At 73.6% G+C, this 14876-nt stretch carries 13 protein-coding genes; 4 read left to right on the forward strand and 9 right to left on the reverse strand.

Annotated features, from left to right (window positions below; genetic code table 11):
• Positions 1-72 precede the first annotated feature (72 nt).
• From ACGFZP_RS00890 to ACGFZP_RS00900, 3 genes are all read right to left on the reverse strand, one after another.
• Positions 73-1104, reverse strand: a complete 1032-nt coding sequence (locus tag ACGFZP_RS00890) for a beta-ketoacyl-ACP synthase III (RefSeq protein ID WP_392927221.1) — start codon at positions 1102-1104, stop codon at positions 73-75.
• Positions 1101-2051 carry an ACP S-malonyltransferase gene (locus tag ACGFZP_RS00895; RefSeq protein ID WP_392927223.1) on the reverse strand — a complete coding sequence of 317 codons (951 nt, stop codon included), beginning with the start codon at positions 2049-2051 and terminating at the stop codon, positions 1101-1103. The genes ACGFZP_RS00890 and ACGFZP_RS00895 overlap by 4 nt, the downstream gene beginning before the upstream one ends.
• A 90-nt stretch (positions 2052-2141) precedes the next feature.
• Positions 2142-3338 (reverse strand): PucR family transcriptional regulator, encoded by a 1197-nt coding sequence (locus ACGFZP_RS00900; RefSeq protein ID WP_392928288.1) that lies wholly within the window; start codon positions 3336-3338, stop codon positions 2142-2144.
• A 206-nt stretch (positions 3339-3544) separates the two neighbouring features.
• On the opposite strand from ACGFZP_RS00900, the gene ACGFZP_RS00905 reads away from it, so the two are divergent.
• Positions 3545-4321, forward strand: coding sequence for a pirin family protein (locus ACGFZP_RS00905; protein WP_392927225.1), 777 nt, complete (start codon positions 3545-3547; stop codon positions 4319-4321).
• Positions 4322-4356: 35 nt separating this feature from the next.
• Here ACGFZP_RS00905 and ACGFZP_RS00910 read toward each other — a convergent pair whose 3' ends face one another.
• Positions 4357-5190, reverse strand: a complete 834-nt coding sequence (locus tag ACGFZP_RS00910) for a serine hydrolase domain-containing protein (RefSeq protein ID WP_392927228.1) — start codon at positions 5188-5190, stop codon at positions 4357-4359.
• A gap of 121 nt (positions 5191-5311) precedes the next feature.
• Here ACGFZP_RS00910 and ACGFZP_RS00915 point away from each other — a divergent pair, with 121 nt between their 5' ends.
• Positions 5312-5803, forward strand: coding sequence for a MerR family transcriptional regulator (locus ACGFZP_RS00915; RefSeq protein WP_392927230.1), 492 nt, complete (start codon positions 5312-5314; stop codon positions 5801-5803).
• Positions 5800-6813, forward strand: coding sequence for an aldo/keto reductase (locus ACGFZP_RS00920; RefSeq protein ID WP_392927232.1), 1014 nt, complete (start codon positions 5800-5802; stop codon positions 6811-6813). Before ACGFZP_RS00915 ends, ACGFZP_RS00920 begins: the two co-directional genes overlap by 4 nt.
• A gap of 30 nt (positions 6814-6843) precedes the next feature.
• On the opposite strand, the gene ACGFZP_RS00925 is transcribed toward ACGFZP_RS00920, so the two are convergent.
• Positions 6844-7422 carry a TIGR03086 family metal-binding protein gene (locus tag ACGFZP_RS00925; protein ID WP_392927234.1) on the reverse strand — a complete coding sequence of 193 codons (579 nt, stop codon included), beginning with the start codon at positions 7420-7422 and terminating at the stop codon, positions 6844-6846.
• A 99-nt stretch (positions 7423-7521) separates the two neighbouring features.
• Between ACGFZP_RS00925 and ACGFZP_RS00930 the strand changes: the two genes are divergently transcribed.
• Complete coding sequence (locus tag ACGFZP_RS00930) at positions 7522-8517, forward strand: helix-turn-helix transcriptional regulator (protein ID WP_392927236.1); 996 nt, start codon at positions 7522-7524, stop codon at positions 8515-8517.
• Positions 8518-8542: 25 nt separating this feature from the next.
• Here the strand turns inward: ACGFZP_RS00930 and ACGFZP_RS00935 are convergent, their stop codons facing one another.
• The 4 genes from ACGFZP_RS00935 to ACGFZP_RS00950 all read right to left on the reverse strand — a co-directional run bounded on the left by ACGFZP_RS00935 (position 8543) and on the right by ACGFZP_RS00950 (position 14611).
• Positions 8543-9727, reverse strand: coding sequence for an alpha/beta hydrolase (locus tag ACGFZP_RS00935; RefSeq protein ID WP_392927237.1), 1185 nt, complete (start codon positions 9725-9727; stop codon positions 8543-8545).
• A gap of 184 nt (positions 9728-9911) precedes the next feature.
• A complete protein-coding gene (locus tag ACGFZP_RS00940) occupies positions 9912-10259 on the reverse strand; it encodes an MmcQ/YjbR family DNA-binding protein (protein ID WP_392927238.1) in 348 nt (115 codons plus the stop codon).
• Between the two features lie 116 nt (positions 10260-10375).
• Positions 10376-12670: a Dyp-type peroxidase gene (locus tag ACGFZP_RS00945; protein WP_392927240.1), complete on the reverse strand. Its 2295-nt coding sequence runs from the start codon at positions 12668-12670 to the stop codon at positions 10376-10378.
• 48 nt (positions 12671-12718) lie between these two features.
• The gene (locus tag ACGFZP_RS00950) at positions 12719-14611 is read right to left on the reverse strand and encodes a galactose oxidase-like domain-containing protein (RefSeq protein WP_392927242.1); all 1893 of its coding nucleotides are present in this window, start codon (positions 14609-14611) and stop codon (positions 12719-12721) included.
• Positions 14612-14876 lie beyond the last annotated feature (265 nt).

Here is a 14876-nt window from a genome sequence, read left to right on the forward strand (position 1 = left end):
TCCTCTTCGGTGTTGAATGCGGCCGCCCGGCGGACGGACGCAGGCTTGTGGATGGGATGGGGCGAAACGCGCCTAGGGGAGCGTAACGACTGCCGCCGCGTAGACCAGACCCGCCCCGAACCCGATGATCAGCGCGAGGTCGCCACTTCGGGCCTCGCCGCTCTCCAGCATGCGCTCCATCGCCAGCGGGATGGAGGCCGCGGACGTGTTCCCCGTCTCGGTGATGTCGCGGGCGACCGGCACCGAGTCGGGCAGCTGAAGCTTCTTGATCATGGCATCGGTGATGCGCATGTTCGCCTGGTGGGGGATGAACGCGCCGAGCTGGTCGGCGGTGACCCCGGCGGCGTCCAGCGCCTGCTGGGCCACCTTGGCCATCTCCCAGACGGCCCAGCGGAAGACCGCCTGGCCCTCCATCCGCAGGGCCGGCCACCTGGTCTCCGCGCCGACGCCGTTGACGGCGTCCTCCTTCGCGAAGGCGGTGTCCCAGGCCTCGGTCTGCGAGATGACGTCCTTCTGGGAGCCGTCCGAGCCCCAGACGACCTTGCCGATGCCGGGCGTGTCGGACGGGCCGACGATCGCGGCGCCGGCGCCGTCGCCGAAGATGAAGGCGGTCGAGCGGTCCGACTGGTCGGTGAGGTCGCTGAGCCGCTCGACACCGATCACCAGGACGTACCCGGCGCTGCCGCCGCGGACCATGCCGTCGGCCAGGCTCAGACCGTAGCCGAAGCCGGCGCAGGCGGCCGAGATGTCGAAGGCCGGGGCGGTGCCGCAGCCGAGCCGCTCGGCGATCTCGGTGGCGATGGCCGGGGTCTGCTTGAGGTGCGAGACGGTCGCGACGATGACGCCGCCGATCTGGTCCGGGGTGATCCCGGCCTGGGCGATCGCCTTGCCGGCGGCCTGCACCGACATCTCGGCGACGCTCTCCTCCGGACCGGCCCAGCGGCGCTCGGCGATGCCGCTGCGGGTGCGGATCCACTCGTCCGAGGAGTCGATCCAGTTCAGCACCTCGGCGTTCGGGATCACCCGGACCGGACGGTAGCCGCCGACACCGTGGATGCGCGAGTAGCGGGCGCCGGTGACGGGCTTGATCTGGGGCACACTCATGCCTTGGTCTCCTGATCCTTACCGCCGTGCTCCGCGACGATCGCGCGGGCCTTGTCCAGATCGGCGGGGGTCTTGAGGGCAAGCGTCGCCACACCCTTGAGGTTGCGCTTGACCAGTCCGGTGAGGGTGCCCGCGGGAGCGAGCTCGATGACGGCGGTCGCACCCAGCCGCTGGAGGGTCTCCATGCAGAGATCCCAGCGGACCGGGTTGGACACCTGGGACACGAGGCGGTCGAGCACCTCGCCGCCGGAGGCCACGACCTCGCCGTCCCGGTTGGAGACGTACGCGACCTTCGGGTCCGCGACCGGCAGGGTCGGGGCCAGCTTGGCCAGCCGCTCGACGCCCGGGGCCATGTGGTCGGTGTGGAACGCGCCGGCGACCTTGAGCGCGATCATCCGCGCACCGGCCGGCGGGTCGGCCTTGAGGGCCTCCAGCTGGGCCAGCGTGCCGGCCGCCACGATCTGGCCGCCGCCGTTGTTGTTGGCCGCGGTCAGGCCGTGCTCGGCGAGCTTGGCGGCCACGACCTCCGGCTCGCCGCCGAGGACGGCGATCATGCCGGTCTCGGTGGCGGCGGCGGCCTCGGCCATTGCCAGGCTGCGCTCGCGAACGAAGGTCAGCGCGTCATGGGCGGTGAGCACCCCGGCGCCGGCGGCGGCGGTGATCTCGCCGACGCTGTGGCCGGCCACGGCGCCGACCAGCTCACGGGCGCGGTCCTCGTCGGGGAAGAGCGCGCGGGCGGTGACCAGGCCGGCCGCGACCAGCAGCGGCTGGGCGACGGCGGTGTCCTTGATGTCCTCGGCGGACGCCTCGGTACCGGCGTGCACCAGGTCGAGCCCGGCGACCTCCGACCAGCCGCGAAGCCGGTCGGCGACACCGTCGAGCTCCAGCCAGGGGCTGAGGAAACCGGGGGTCTGGGCACCCTGTCCAGGGGCGACGATTACGAGCACGGTTCAACCCTCTCTCGCCAGGCGCCCGGGGGCGGGTAGGCGACGGTAACGAAGAAAAGCATCGGGGATTGTAAGTTCCCTACAGCCTGGTCAGTTCTGCTCCCCGGTCGCCGCGAGTCGGCCCAGCGCCAGTGCGATACGCAGGGTGAACGCCGAACGCACGTCCGAAGGAGCGTAGCCCGTGACGTCTGTCACACGTCGGAGCCGGTAGCGCACCGTGTTGGGGTGGACGAAGAGCATTCTGGCAGCGCCCTCCAGGGAGGAGGCCTGCTCCAGATAGACACTCAAGGTCTCCAGGAGTGCCGAGCCCGCTTCGTCCAGCGGTGTGTAGATCTCCTCCACCAGCTGGCGGCGGGCCGCCTGGTCCCCGGCGAGCGCGCGCTCGGGCAGCAGATCGTCGGCCAGTACCGGGCGCGGCGCGTCCGGCCAGGCCGCGCAGGCCCGCAGGCCCGCGGCCGCGGCGTGCGCCGAGCGGGTCGCCGACAGCAGGTCGGGCACGGTCGGGCCGACCACCACCGGACCGGGCGCGAACTGGCCGATCAGCGCGCGGGCCGCGTGCACCGGCTCCTTGTCGCCGCCGACCACCACGACCAGGCGCTTGCCCAGCACCCCGGTCAGGACGTGCAGCTTCGCGTACCGGGCGGCCCGGCGGATCGCCTCCACCACCAGCTCGCTGTCCCCGTCCGGGGCACTGCCCATCACCACCCGCACCTGGCTCGGCTGGCCCCAGCCGAGCGCCGCGGCCCGGGACAGCACGCCCTCGTCGGCGTCGCCGGAGAGCAGCGAGTTGACGACCAGCGCCTCCAGCCGGGCGTCCCAGGCGCCGCGCGCCTCGGCCGCCTGCGCGTACACCTGGGCGGTCGCGAAGGCGATCTCCCGGGCGTACACCAGGACGGACTCGCGCATGTCCGCCTCGTCGCCGGGGGCGGCCACCTCCTCGATGGCCTCCTCCATCACCTCGATCGTGGTGCGGATCAGCTCCACGGTCTGGCGCAGGGTGATGGCCCTGGTCAGCTCGCGCGGGGCGGTGCCGAAGACATCGGTGGAGATCGCCTGCGGGGCGTCCGGGTGGCGGTACCACTCGGTGAAGGCGGCGATACCGGCCTGGGCGACCAGGCCGATCCAGGAGCGGTGCTCCGGCGGCATCCGCCGGTACCAGCCGAGCTGGTCGTCCATCCGCGAGATCGCGGCCGTGGCCAGCTTGCCCGAGGACTTCTCCAGCCGCTTCAGGGTGGCGGCCCGGCGCTCGGCCCGGTCGGCCGCGAGTCTGCGCTCCTGAGCCGTCAGCCGTGGCGCCGCGCGCCCCGGCCGGTCTCGCCCGGCCCCGGGCGTCGGGCTCTTCCCGCCCTTGTCGGGCTGGGCGGTGGGATCGCTCTTGGAGTTCGCGGAGGCGGCTGGCACAAGGACAAGACTGCCTCACCGGAGTGACTGCTCGTGCACACCCCCCGGTTAGGAGGCGCGGTGGCAGTGGTCACACCCGCTACCGTGGGCCCGTGACCGACGCCCCCGCCCGCCCCCGCGCCGACCTGCGCCGTGCCGCCGAGCGCTACCTCTCCACCCCGGACGAGGGCATCGAGACCAGACACGCGTTCTCCTTCTCGGGCCACTACGACCCGAGGAACACCCACTTCGGCGCACTGCTCGCCTGCAACGAGGAACTGCTCGCGCCCGGTGCGGGGTTCGCCGAGCACAAGCACCGCGACACCGAGATCCTCACCTGGGTGCTGGAGGGCGCGCTCGCCCACCGCGACTCGCAGGGCCACAGCGGCGTGGTCCGGCCCGGGATGCTCCAGCACCTGAGTGCGGGCTCCGGTGTCACCCACACCGAGCGCAACGTCGGCGGCGCCGACGGACCGGTGCGCTTCGTCCAGATGTGGCTCCAGCCGGACGTGTTCGACGCGACCCCCGGGTACGGGCTGCGCCGGGTGGAGCGGGCCGCCGAGGGGCTGACGCTGCTCGCCTCCGGCCTGGCCCGGGACGCCGGGACGGACGCCCTGCGGCTGCGGCGCGGCGACGCCGCGCTCTGGCTGGCCACCGCGGGCCCCTGGCAGCCGCTGCCCCAACCGCCCGCCGCGGCCTGGCGGTACGCCCACCTGACGGCCGGTTCGCTCGGCTACCGCACCGTCCCGGGCCCGCAGGGCGGCGGCCGCTCGATGGTGCCCGGCGACAGCGTGCGGATCACCGGCGCCGCCTTCGCCGACCCGACGGCCGGCGAGGCGGGCGCCGAGCTGCTGGTCTGGGAGATGCACTCGCCGCTCACGTACGGCTGAGCCACCGGGCGGGGGCCCAGCCGTACCGGAGGGTCTCAGCCGCGCAGTTCGGCCAGCACGGCGTCGGTGAGCACGGGCCAGACCTCGGCCGCCCACGGGCCGAAGTCCCGGTCGGTGAGCGCGACGCAGGCCGCGCCCGCCTCCGGGTCGACCCAGAGGAAGGTGCCGGACTGGCCGAAGTGGCCGAAGGTCGCGGGCGAGCTGGTGGTACCCGTCCAGTGCGGCGCCTTGCCGTCGCGGATCTCGAAGCCGAGGCCCCAGTCGTTCGGCCGGCGGTGGCCGAAGCCGGGCAGTACGCCGCTGGTCCCGGGGAAGGCCACCTCGCGGGTGGCGGCGTGCAGGGTGGACGGGTCCAGCAGCTTGGGCGACTGCAGCTCGGCCGCGAACAGCGCGAGGTCCGCCGCCGTGGACAGGCCGCCGGCCCCGGCCGGGGACTTGTGCGCGGTGTTGATCAGCGTCGAGCGCATGCCCAGCGGCTCGAACACCGCCTCGGCGGCGTACCGCCCGAACTCGATGCCGGAGGCCTGCGCCAGGGCCTGCGCCAGCACGTCGAACCCGGCGTTGGAGTACAGCCGGCGGTTGCCCGGCTCGGCCATCACCCGGTGCTCGTCGAAGGCCAGCCCCGAGGTGTGCGCCAGCAGGTGCCGGACGGTCGAACCCGCGGGCCCGGCCGGGGAGTCCAGCTCGAACACGCCCTCCTCCACGGCGACCAGCACGGCGTAGGAGGTGAGCAGCTTGGTCACCGACGCCAGCGGGAAGAGGTGCTGCTGGGGCCCGTGCCCGCCCAGCACCGCGCCGTCCGCACCCCGTACGACGGCCACCGCGGCGTTCGGCACCGGCCAGTTCTCGATCATCCGCAAGCTCTCCATGGGCCCGACTCTAACCGGGGTCCGGAACCGGGTGCCGGGAGTACCCGCGTGGGAGGCTTGCTTGGAGTGCGCTCTAACTCATTAGCGTCGTGGACACCGCTCACCACAGGGGGTTTGGAAGATGGCAACGCTCGCGTCGATCAAGGTGGATCTGCGGACCTGCGACCAGGTCTTCCACACGCCGACCGGCGAACCGGACCGGACCCCGCGGCACGGCATCAGCGAGGTCGCGGCGGCCAGCGGACTGACCGCCCACACACTGCGCTGGTACGAGCGGATCGGCCTGCTCGACCCGGTCGACCGCTCCGCGTCCGGCCAGCGCCGCTACTGCGACGCCGACCTGCACCGGCTGGCCTTCCTGGGCCGGCTGCGGCTGACCGGCATGTCGGTGGCCGACATGCTCCGGTACGTCGAACTGGCCCGCCGCGGTGAGCAGACCCTCGAGGACCGGCGCGACCTGCTGGTCGCCCACCGCGAGGAGGTCCGGCAGCGGATCGCCGACCTCCACGCGACCCTCGCCGTCATCGACTACAAGATCGATCTCTACGCCGGGAAGATCGCCGACAGCGGCGTCCCGGCGGACCGCCCGCAGAGGAAGAAGCAGAGCGCATGAACCTCCCCGTCCTTCCCACCGCGCAGCTCGGCACCGACGGCCCGACCGTGGGCCTCCAGGGCCTCGGCTGCATGGGCATGAGCGAGTTCTACGGCCCGACCGACACCGCCGAGGCCCTCGCAACCCTGGACGCCGCCCTGGAGGCGGGTGTCACCCTCTTCGACACCGCCGACCAGTACGGCGAAGGGCGCAACGAGGAGCTGATCGGCCCGTTCGTCCGGGCCAACCGCGACCGGGTGGTGCTGGCCACCAAGTTCGGCGTCGAGCGCAAGGCCGACGACCCGCTGTACCGGGCCGTCCGCAACGAGCCGGCGTACATCCGGACCGCGGTGGACGCCTCGCTGCGCCGGCTCGGCGTGGACGTGATCGACCTCTACTACATGCACCGCCGCAACCCGGCCGTACCGATCGCCGAGTCGGTCGGCGCGATGGCCGAGCTGGTGGCGGCCGGGAAGGTGCGCCACCTCGGGCTCTCCGAGGTGACCGGGGCCGAGCTGCGCGAGGCGCACGCGGTCCACCCGATCGCCGCCCTGCAGTCCGAGTGGTCGCTCTTCGCCCGGGACGTCGAGCGCTCGGCGGTGCAGGCCGCCGCCGAGCTGGGCGTCGCCTTCGTGCCCTACTCGCCGCTCGGGCGGGGCTTCCTGACCGGGTCCTTCGCCGCCGCCGAGGAGCTGCCGGCGGACGACGTGCGCCGCACCCAGCCCCGGTTCAACGGCGCGAACGCGGCGGCGAACCTCGCGCTGGTCGAGCCGGTCCGGGAGATCGCGGCGGCGCGCGGGATCACCACCGCCCAGGTGGCGCTCGCCTGGGTGCACCAGCGGGCGGAGGTGCACGGGCTGACGGTGATCCCGATCCCGGGCACCCGTCGGCGCGCCCGGCTGGCCGAGAACACCGCGGCCGCCGTGCTGCGGCTCACCGCCGAGGAGCTGGCGGTGCTGGAGCCGGTCGCCGGCCAGGTGGCCGGCGACCGCTACCCGGACATGGCCTTCACCTCGGTCGGCCGCGAGTAGCGCCGGGTGCGGGCCGCACCCGACGGCGGCTCAGGCCTCGCGGCCCAGCCAGGCCGCCAGCCGGGTGGCGGCGTCCGCACCCTCGGGCGCGGTCCGCTCGTCGGCGAAGGGGATGGTCTCGTCGCGCGAGCCGGGCGGCAGTACGGCCTGGGCGATCGACAGGGCGGTCTCGGCCAGCGGCCCGTCCAGGACGAGGCTGCTGCCGAGCGCCCGGGCGATGTCCCAGGAGTGGGTGACGGCCTCCACGATGTAGCCGCCCAGCACCGCCCGGCCCGGCACCTCGCCCCAGGGCGCGACGGACGGGCGGTCCAGCTTGGCGTCGTCCGCCCAGGCGGCGGTGACCCGGGCCCGGGCCCGGCCGAGCGCGGCCGGCCAGCCGTCGTCCGGCTGATCGCCGGTCGCGGCCGCCACGTCGTGGGCGATGCCGCCCTCACCGATGTAGGCGAGCCGGTGCACCCCGCCGACCACATGGCCGAGCAGCTGCCGCAGGTCGTACTCGGTACACGGGGTCGGCCGCCCCAGCGCCTCCGGGGTGACCTCGGCGATCAGCTTCTCCAGCTGTCCGAGGGCGAGCAGGTACAGCGGGCGGGGGTCCTGGGTGGTGTCCACGCGGGGTCAACTCCGTCGATTCGCAAGGGTTTCCTTCTCGGAGGCAATCTCCCGGCAAAACCTGACAGGGAGCGTCAGGATTTCTGGGATCCTCGTGCCATGAAGGCCGACCGCCTGCTCTCGATCCTGCTGCTGCTCCAGACCCGGGGCCGGGTGCCCGCCACCGAACTGGCCGACCGGCTGGAGGTGTCGGTCCGCACCATCTACCGCGATGTCGAGGCGCTCTCGACGGCCGGCGTCCCGGTCTACACCGAGCGCGGCCGGCACGGCGGGATAAGCCTGCTGCCCGGCTACCGCACCGACGTCAGCGGCCTGACCGCCGACGAGGCCCGCGCGCTGTTCGTGCTCTCCGCCCAGGGCGCGCACAGCGACCTCGGCCTGGACGGCGCGCTCGGCTCGGCCCTGCGCAAGGTGATGGCCGCACTGCCGGCCCCGCACCGCCCGGCCGCCGAGCGGATCAGCGAGCGGATCCTGGTCGACCCGGCCCGCTGGCTCCAGCCCGGGCCGCCCGCCGGGCCGGACCTCGGGGAGCTCCAGCACGCCGTGTTCGCCGACCGGCGGCTGCGGCTGCGCTACCGGCACAGCGGCGCGCCCGCCCCGGTCGAGTACACCGTCGACCCCTACGGCCTGGTCAGCAAGGCCGCCGTCTGGTACCTGGTGGCCGATCTGCAGGGCGAGCCCCGGCTGTTCCGGGCCGACCGGGTGCTGGCCGCGGAGGCCGCCGAGGAGCCGGTGCGGCGCCGCCCGGGCCTGGGGCTCGGCGACGTCTGGGCGGTGCTGCGCGAACAGGTGGAGCGGTTGCCGAAGGAGGTGCCCGTGAAGGTCCGGGTGCGGCGCGGGCGGCTGGACCTGTTCATCCGGATCCACGGCACCAGGCTCGCCGCCGCGCCGCCGGAGACCGGCGCCGGGGCTCCGGAGGAGTGGGTCGAGCTGGCCATGGCCTTCCAGTCGCCGGCGGCCGTCCGAGCGCTGCTCTCCTTCGGGATGGACGCCGAGGTGCTCTCGCCGCCCGCCGCCCGGCGGGAGATGGCCCGGGCCGCCACCGAGGCCGCCCGGGTCTACCGGGACCAGTGGGACCAGGCGGACAGGGCCTAGCGGTTCCTGCGGAAGGCCTCAGGCCTCAGGCCTCCGGGGCCGGGCGGACCACGTCCTCGTAGTGGCCCAGGGCGATGGCCGCGAAGTTGTGCAGGCTGTCGGTGCCCGCGACGAAGTAGCCGTTGTGCCCGGAGGAGCGGGCCGAGGAGATCTGCTCGGCGCCGAAGTCGGTCGAGGTCGGGTCGGCGCCGTGGCCGAGCCCGCCGACCTCCAGGTAGGGCACGTTGCCGATCCAGTCGCTGCCGTTGCGGGTCGCCCAGACGTGCACGCCGGCGCCCAGCTCGGAGGTGCTCTGCACACCCATGCCGGGGCTGCCGAACACCATCAGGTCGGTGACCCCTGAGGTGTCGGACGGCGAGGTGGCCGCCCGCGGGATGTCCGGCGCGGCGTTGCCGCAGACCACCGTGCCGTAGGAGTGGCAGAGCAGCGAGGGCGGCGCGTCCGGCCGGGTGGTCTCCTTCAGCCCGGCCAGCAGACGGCCCAGCCGCGGCGCGCCGACGTCGGCGAGGCGGGAGGTGACGGCGTCCGGGCCGAGGCCCGACGGGGTGACGTACCCCGTCCAGGCGATCACCGCGGTCCGGGTGCCGGGCGACTGCCGGTGCTCCTCGGCGAAGAGCGCCCGGGCCATTCCGGCGGGGGAGCGCAGCGGCTCGGAGGCCTGGTCGAAGTGGCCCAGGTCGGCGTCCGATCCGGGCACCAGGACGGAGATCCGGTCGGCGTCCGCGAGGTCGCCGAAGACCTCGGTGACCAGGCCGCGCCCGCGCGGGTCGAAGGCGAGCACCTGGCGCTCGGGGGCGAGCAGGTGGTCGACGTCGTTGGCGCGCGAGACGGCCAGCGCGCGGAGGTCGGAGTCGACCTTCCGGTCGGCGGCGCGTGCCCGGGCGCGGTCCCGCTCGGCGGTGAGGGCGATCCGGTTGGCGCGGTAGCGCAGCTCCACCGGGGCGCCGTCGAAGTTGCCGACGACCAGCGGGTAGTCCTTGATCAGCCGGTCCAGCTCGGTGGGGGCGAGGGAGGCGAAGAAGTCGGCGGCGGCGGCCGGCGTGGTGGTGGCCGGGTCCGGCAGGGACCGCCCGAAGGTGTGGTCCTCGACCCAGGCGGCGCTGCCGGCCGGAGGCGTGGAGATGGCCAGCTGCTCGGTGGAGGCGGCGGCCTGGGCCGCTGCTGCGCCGGCATCGGCAAGCACGGCACCGGCCGCGAAGGCGCCGATCATTACACGCTTCCACCGCCGACGGCGCATCGCGTCAACTCCCTAGGGGCCCGTGACCGTTCCACGGGCGGGGCCCGGAGGGTGGTACGACTGCCAACTTCCTGGGCCAGCCTAGGGTGCCCGGGGGACTGGTGGGCACGCCTAAACTGTGGGATGGGTCACATGAACCGGGGGTGTCCGGTTGGTTTCAGTCATCGGCCTGTGCGTCGAACTCCTTGACCAGCCGCTTCGGTGCGGTGCGCCGCCAGGCCTCGGTCAGCAGGTCGCGAAGCTCGTCCGGGTCGACCGCGTCGAGCCGGACGCCCACCCAGCCGTGCCGGCCGACGTACTTGGGGTAGGAGAACACCTCGGGTTCGGCGGCGATCAGCTCCAGTTGATCCTCCCGGGCGGCCTTCAGACTGACCGTTTCGCCGTCCGGCGAGCCCATCGCGAAGATCTTCGCGCCCACCCGCAGGGTCTCGATCTCCCAGGTGGGCTGCTGCACGGCCGCCGGCAGGGCGAGGGCCATGGTCCGGAACTCGTCGAAGGTCACCATGACGGCAGCTTAGGCCCCCCGAAAGAGAGGCCCTGGGCGGGCAGCCTGACGGACCGTCGCCCCCGGTGCGCCGCGAGTGCTGCGCGCCGGGGGCGACGGTCCGTCAGGGCGTCACGTCACAGCAGCGAGCCCCAGCCGCTGCAGGAGCGGTCGCCGGCGACCTGGCGGTCCGGGTGGCCGCTGCCGTCGGAGACCGAGATCCGGCGGTAGTCCTCGCCGTGGAAGACCCAGTACTCGCTCTTGCCGCCGACCCGCTGCTGGTCCGGCACGGCCAGGAAGCAGTCCACCCTGGCGATGCCGCCGAGCGAGCCCCACTGGGTCAGCTCGCGGTCGGAGCGCTCCAGCGCGTCGGTGTGGGCGGCGCCGTCGGCCACCGAGATCAGCCGGTAGACCTGCCGGCCGCCGGTGCTGTGGAACACCCAGTACCAGCTCTTGCCGCCGACCCGCTGCTGGTCCGGCACGGGGAGGAAGCAGTTCACCTGGCCGACGCCGCCCAGTGAGCTCCAGGCCGTGAGGTCGCGGTCCGGGCGCTCCAGGGCGCTGGTGTAGCCCCCGCCGCCGCAGGTGATCGAGACGGCCCGGTACTGCTGGCGGCCGCCGGTGCTGTGGAACACCCAGTACCAGCTCTTGCCGCCGGGGTTCTGCAGGTCGGGCATCGGCAGCACGCAGTCGATCCGCCCGACGCCCTGCAGGCAGGTCCAGGTGGTCAGCCGGCTGTCGCCCTCGACCGCGCGGTCGGTGTGGGCGGCGCCGTCCGCGACCGAGATCCGGCGGTACTGCTCGCTGTGGAACGCCCAGTACTGGCTCTGCCCGCCCTTGCGCTGCTGGTCCGGGACGGCGAGGAACTCGTCGCAGGGGTACGCCTTGCCGGGCTGCGGCTGCTGTTGGCCGCCGCCCTGCTGGCCCTGCGACTGCCCGGTGAGCCGCCCCTCGGCGAGCGCCTTCAGGGTGGAGAGGGAGGGGGCGAAGGCGTAGACCGAGCCCTGGGTCTGGACGAACTGCTGGAAGCTCAGCGGGGTGTGCCGGATCGCGCCGTCGGGGCCGCGGCTCTCGAAGTCGACGCTGTCGGCCTCGGTGATCACCGGGTCCTTGCCGGGCTGGGGGTTGCGGCCGGGCGGGAAGTCGGGCTGGTCGATCCAGTCCGCCTGGATGAACTCGAACTGCCGGGCGATGTCGGCCTGGTAGCAGACGAAGAGCAGGCCGCGCGGGTCGTCCGGGCCGCCGGGGCCCTCGGAGGCCGGGTCGAAGGGGTGCCCGTAGGGTGCGCCGCGGCGCATGATCCGCCGGCCGTCGAGCTCCTTGGCGTCGAACGGGGGCCGGCTGGGGTTCGGCGCCTGCAGCCCGGCGCGCGGGCTGGTCTTGCGCAGGTGCGAGAAGAGCGGGGTGGCCAGGCCCTCCAGGTCGTCCCGGTAGTCGAAGTCGTTGTCCGAGGAGGCGTTCGGGTCGAACGGGACGTCCCGGTCCTGGTGCTTGCAGACCGGCGCACCCGAGCGCCAGCGGCCGACCAGCCGGGCGGCCAGCCATTCGGCGGTGGCGGTGTCGGGGACGGCCTTGGCCTGCTTGAGCTCCTTCAGCTTGACGGAGATCTGCGACCACCAGCCGGGGACGTCCTGGGACAGCCGGCGGACGACCTGGAAGGAGCCGTTCCGCGCCCACTCGGGGTAGTCGGTGAAGCTGCCGGGGGCGGGCTCCTCGCCGACGACGAACTCGCCGGCCGGGATGATCCGGGTGCCCGGGTGGCCGTCCACCTCCTCCGGGCGGGCGGCGCTGGGCCGGTCGAAGAAGCGGATGCCGGGCTCGCTGATGCCGTCCTTGAAGCCGAAGTGCTCCTTGCCCCGGCGGCTGCCGAGCAGGGTCTTGGCGTTCTGCTGGAAGATGATGACGATCTTGGACTCGGCGGCCGCCTCGCGCTGGGCGGTGACGGCGGCCGCCAGGTCGGCCTCGGTGTCCGAGGCGATCGTCAGCACGGCGTGCACCGGCTGGCTCCTGCCGTTGCCGAAGAGCCAGTTCTCCGGGGAGTTGTCGCCGGTGTCCCCGAGCGCGCCGGCCCGTTTGGCGGAGCCCTCCTTGAACGCCTCCAGGCCGCTGCCGGTCGGCGGGGCCTTCTCGAACGGGTCGGTGGTGGAGAGCTGGCGCATGCCCTCGTAGGTGAAGCTGATGCCGAGCCAGGTCGCCTTGAGGGTCTTCGGGTCGTCGCCGCCCGAGGACCGGCGGGCCTCGCTGAACGCCTCGTTGAAGTCGGCGACCTGCCGGGTGGTGGCGATCTGCGGCGCGAGGGTCCGCAGCCAGGTGCGGGCCCTGGCCGCGTCCTCGAACTTCAGGAACAGCAGGGTGACGTTGTCCTTCTTGAAGCCGGCGACGATGTCGCCCTGGATCTCGTCGCTTTGGCGCAGTCTCAGATCCGTTGCCATGGGGTTTCCTTCGGTGGTGTTTCGGGGGGAGGCGGACGGGATCGGGCCTCAGGAACCGAGCTGCACCCACTGCGCGACGCTGGGCACGCCCTGGTCGTTCAGGAGGAAGAGCATGTACCAGCCGGGCGGCGCCGCCTTGGCGTCCGGCGGGGCCTGGAGCTCCAGCCGGTTGCCGGCGCGGCTGGTGATCCGCAGCTCGACGTGGCGCTGGCTGGTGTTGACCGAGTGGGTCGCGGTGGTCGGCGAGAGCAGCACGGCCTTGGCGGCGTGCTCCGGGGTGCCGGTGGTGACCAGGAACTTCTTGTCGAAGCCGACCGGGGTGGTGGGCGCCCGGTCGAGCAAGGGCCGGTTGCCCTTGTGCAGGTAGGCCGGCTCGTAGATCTCGATGGTGCCGTTCATGTCGTCGTTGATGTTGGGGTCGTTGGCGAGCTGCTGCAGCTCGTCGCCCGTCACCATGACGCGCCCGTCCGGCAGGACCACGGCGTTGGAGTGGTAGCCGCGCGGCAGCCGCTGGACCGGGCCGAGCCGCCAGTTGCCCTGGGAGTCGCGCAGCTCCGTCTGGCGGTACTTCAGGTCGGCGTTGGGGTTGTAGGGCCCGTTGCCGTAGTCGCGGATGTCGTACGCGCCGTTGACGGTCAGCAGGTTGCCGTCGGGCAGTAGCAGGGTGTCGTCCTGGGTGCGGCCGAAGGCGCGGGACTTCTCGGCCGTCCAGGTGCCGTTGGCGAACCGCAGGGTGCTCGGGTTGTCCCGGTCGCCGCCGAGGACCAGCGCGGAGTCGGGCCCGTTCACCCCGCCGGGCAGCGGGATGGCGGAGCCGTAGTTGCGCTTCCTGCCGTCCGGGCGGGCCTGGAGGTCGCTGCGGGTCTCGTTGACCGGGTCGAAGGCCCACTGCTCGTTCGGCTGGCGGCCGAAGGCGTAGATGTTGCCGTCGCGCAGCGAGAACAGGTGCGGGTAGTCCAGGGTGAACGGGGCGTCCGCCTTGAACCGGTCCACCGGGGTGTTCCGCGGGGTGTCGGTCTTCAGCGTCGGCACCGCGTGGCCCTTGGCGGGGAAGCGCTCCACCACCGGGGTCGGGGTGCCCCAGCCCAGTTCGGACTGGCCGGACATGATCAGCTGCCGGCCGTCCGCGCCGGTGACCACCGACGGGTACCAGCGGCCGACGGACATGTCGGGGTTGCGGGTCCAGGTCTCCGTCCAGGGGTCGAAGACCAGCGAGAGCTTGGCGCCGGTGCCGCCGTTGCCGCCGAGGTTGCCGCCGAAGACGCCGAGCATGCCGTTGGGCAGGAAGGAGTGGCCGGAGCAGAAGAACGGCGCCGGGCGGGGCTGGTTGAGGCCGTCCGGCATGTCGACCACCGGCGGGGTGGCCTTGGTGAAGGCGTTCGCGCCGGTGCCCTTGGCCGGGTCCCAGATGTAGGCGCGGCCGGCGTTCTCGGTGCCGGTGGTCTGGGTGGGCGCGGGCTCCTTCTCCGGGTTGGTCTCGATCCGTTCGAAGGAGAACAGCAGGACTTTGCCGGTCGGCAGCATGGCGATGTGGGCGGCGAACTCGGGGGAGGGGAAGTACTCCTTGAACGCGCCGAAGACCGTCGGGTCGAACCCCGCGTTGATGCTGGTCTGGGAGTCCGTCAGTGCCTTCAGCCGGTTGGTCCGCGTGGTCTGCGGGTAGTCGCCGACGCCGCGCACGGCCGCCCGGGCGCGGGCGTGCTCCTCGGCGTGCTCCTGGCCGAGGGCGGCCACCTCGTCGTCCCGCATCTCCGCCTGGACCCGGGGCGCGGTGATGTGCGGGGCGGTGTCGGCGGGTTCACCGTGGGCGCGGCCGAGGGCGAGGGCCGGGGCGGCGGTCAGGACGGTGCCGGCGGTCAGCGCGCCGGCCACGGCGGTGGCGAGGGCGGACAGTCGGCGGGACCGCGGCCGGGGCTGCGGCCGTGGCGGTGACAGGGACATGGGACTCCTCGGAAGGGGGGACACGTCGGGAGGGGTCGGCGCGCGGCGCGGACGGGCCGTGGGCGGACGCGGGCACACGCGGTGGCCGACGGTGACAGGACATCACAGTGCGTGGTGGTTCGCATGCGGATCCACCTGCGGGTGGGCGCGTGTCGCGGACGCACCTGGGGCGGGGGGCGCGCGGGCCCCCCCCCCCCCGGCCCCCCCCCCCCGCCCGCGCCCCCCCCCCCGGGCCCCCACCCCCCCCCCCCCGGGGGGGGACACC

Source organism: Kitasatospora sp. NPDC048239, assembly GCF_043202015.1.
Taxonomy (GTDB): domain Bacteria; phylum Actinomycetota; class Actinomycetes; order Streptomycetales; family Streptomycetaceae; genus Kitasatospora.

Excerpts from the sequence above, each read along its gene's own strand:
- ACGFZP_RS00910 (WP_392927228.1), bottom strand. The coding sequence starts at position 5,190 with ATGGAGAGCTTGCGGATGATCGAGAACTGGCCGGTGCCGAACGCCGCG.
- ACGFZP_RS00930 (WP_392927236.1), top strand. The coding sequence starts at position 7,522 with ATGAAGGCCGACCGCCTGCTCTCGATCCTGCTGCTGCTCCAGACCCGG.
- ACGFZP_RS00890 (WP_392927221.1), bottom strand. The coding sequence starts at position 1,104 with ATGAGTGTGCCCCAGATCAAGCCCGTCACCGGCGCCCGCTACTCGCGC.
- ACGFZP_RS00920 (WP_392927232.1), top strand. The coding sequence starts at position 5,800 with ATGAACCTCCCCGTCCTTCCCACCGCGCAGCTCGGCACCGACGGCCCG.
- ACGFZP_RS00915 (WP_392927230.1), top strand. The coding sequence starts at position 5,312 with ATGGCAACGCTCGCGTCGATCAAGGTGGATCTGCGGACCTGCGACCAG.
- ACGFZP_RS00945 (WP_392927240.1), bottom strand. The coding sequence starts at position 12,670 with ATGGCAACGGATCTGAGACTGCGCCAAAGCGACGAGATCCAGGGCGAC.
- ACGFZP_RS00935 (WP_392927237.1), bottom strand. The coding sequence starts at position 9,727 with ATGATCGGCGCCTTCGCGGCCGGTGCCGTGCTTGCCGATGCCGGCGCA.
- ACGFZP_RS00940 (WP_392927238.1), bottom strand. The coding sequence starts at position 10,259 with ATGGTGACCTTCGACGAGTTCCGGACCATGGCCCTCGCCCTGCCGGCG.
- ACGFZP_RS00950 (WP_392927242.1), bottom strand. The coding sequence starts at position 14,611 with ATGTCCCTGTCACCGCCACGGCCGCAGCCCCGGCCGCGGTCCCGCCGA.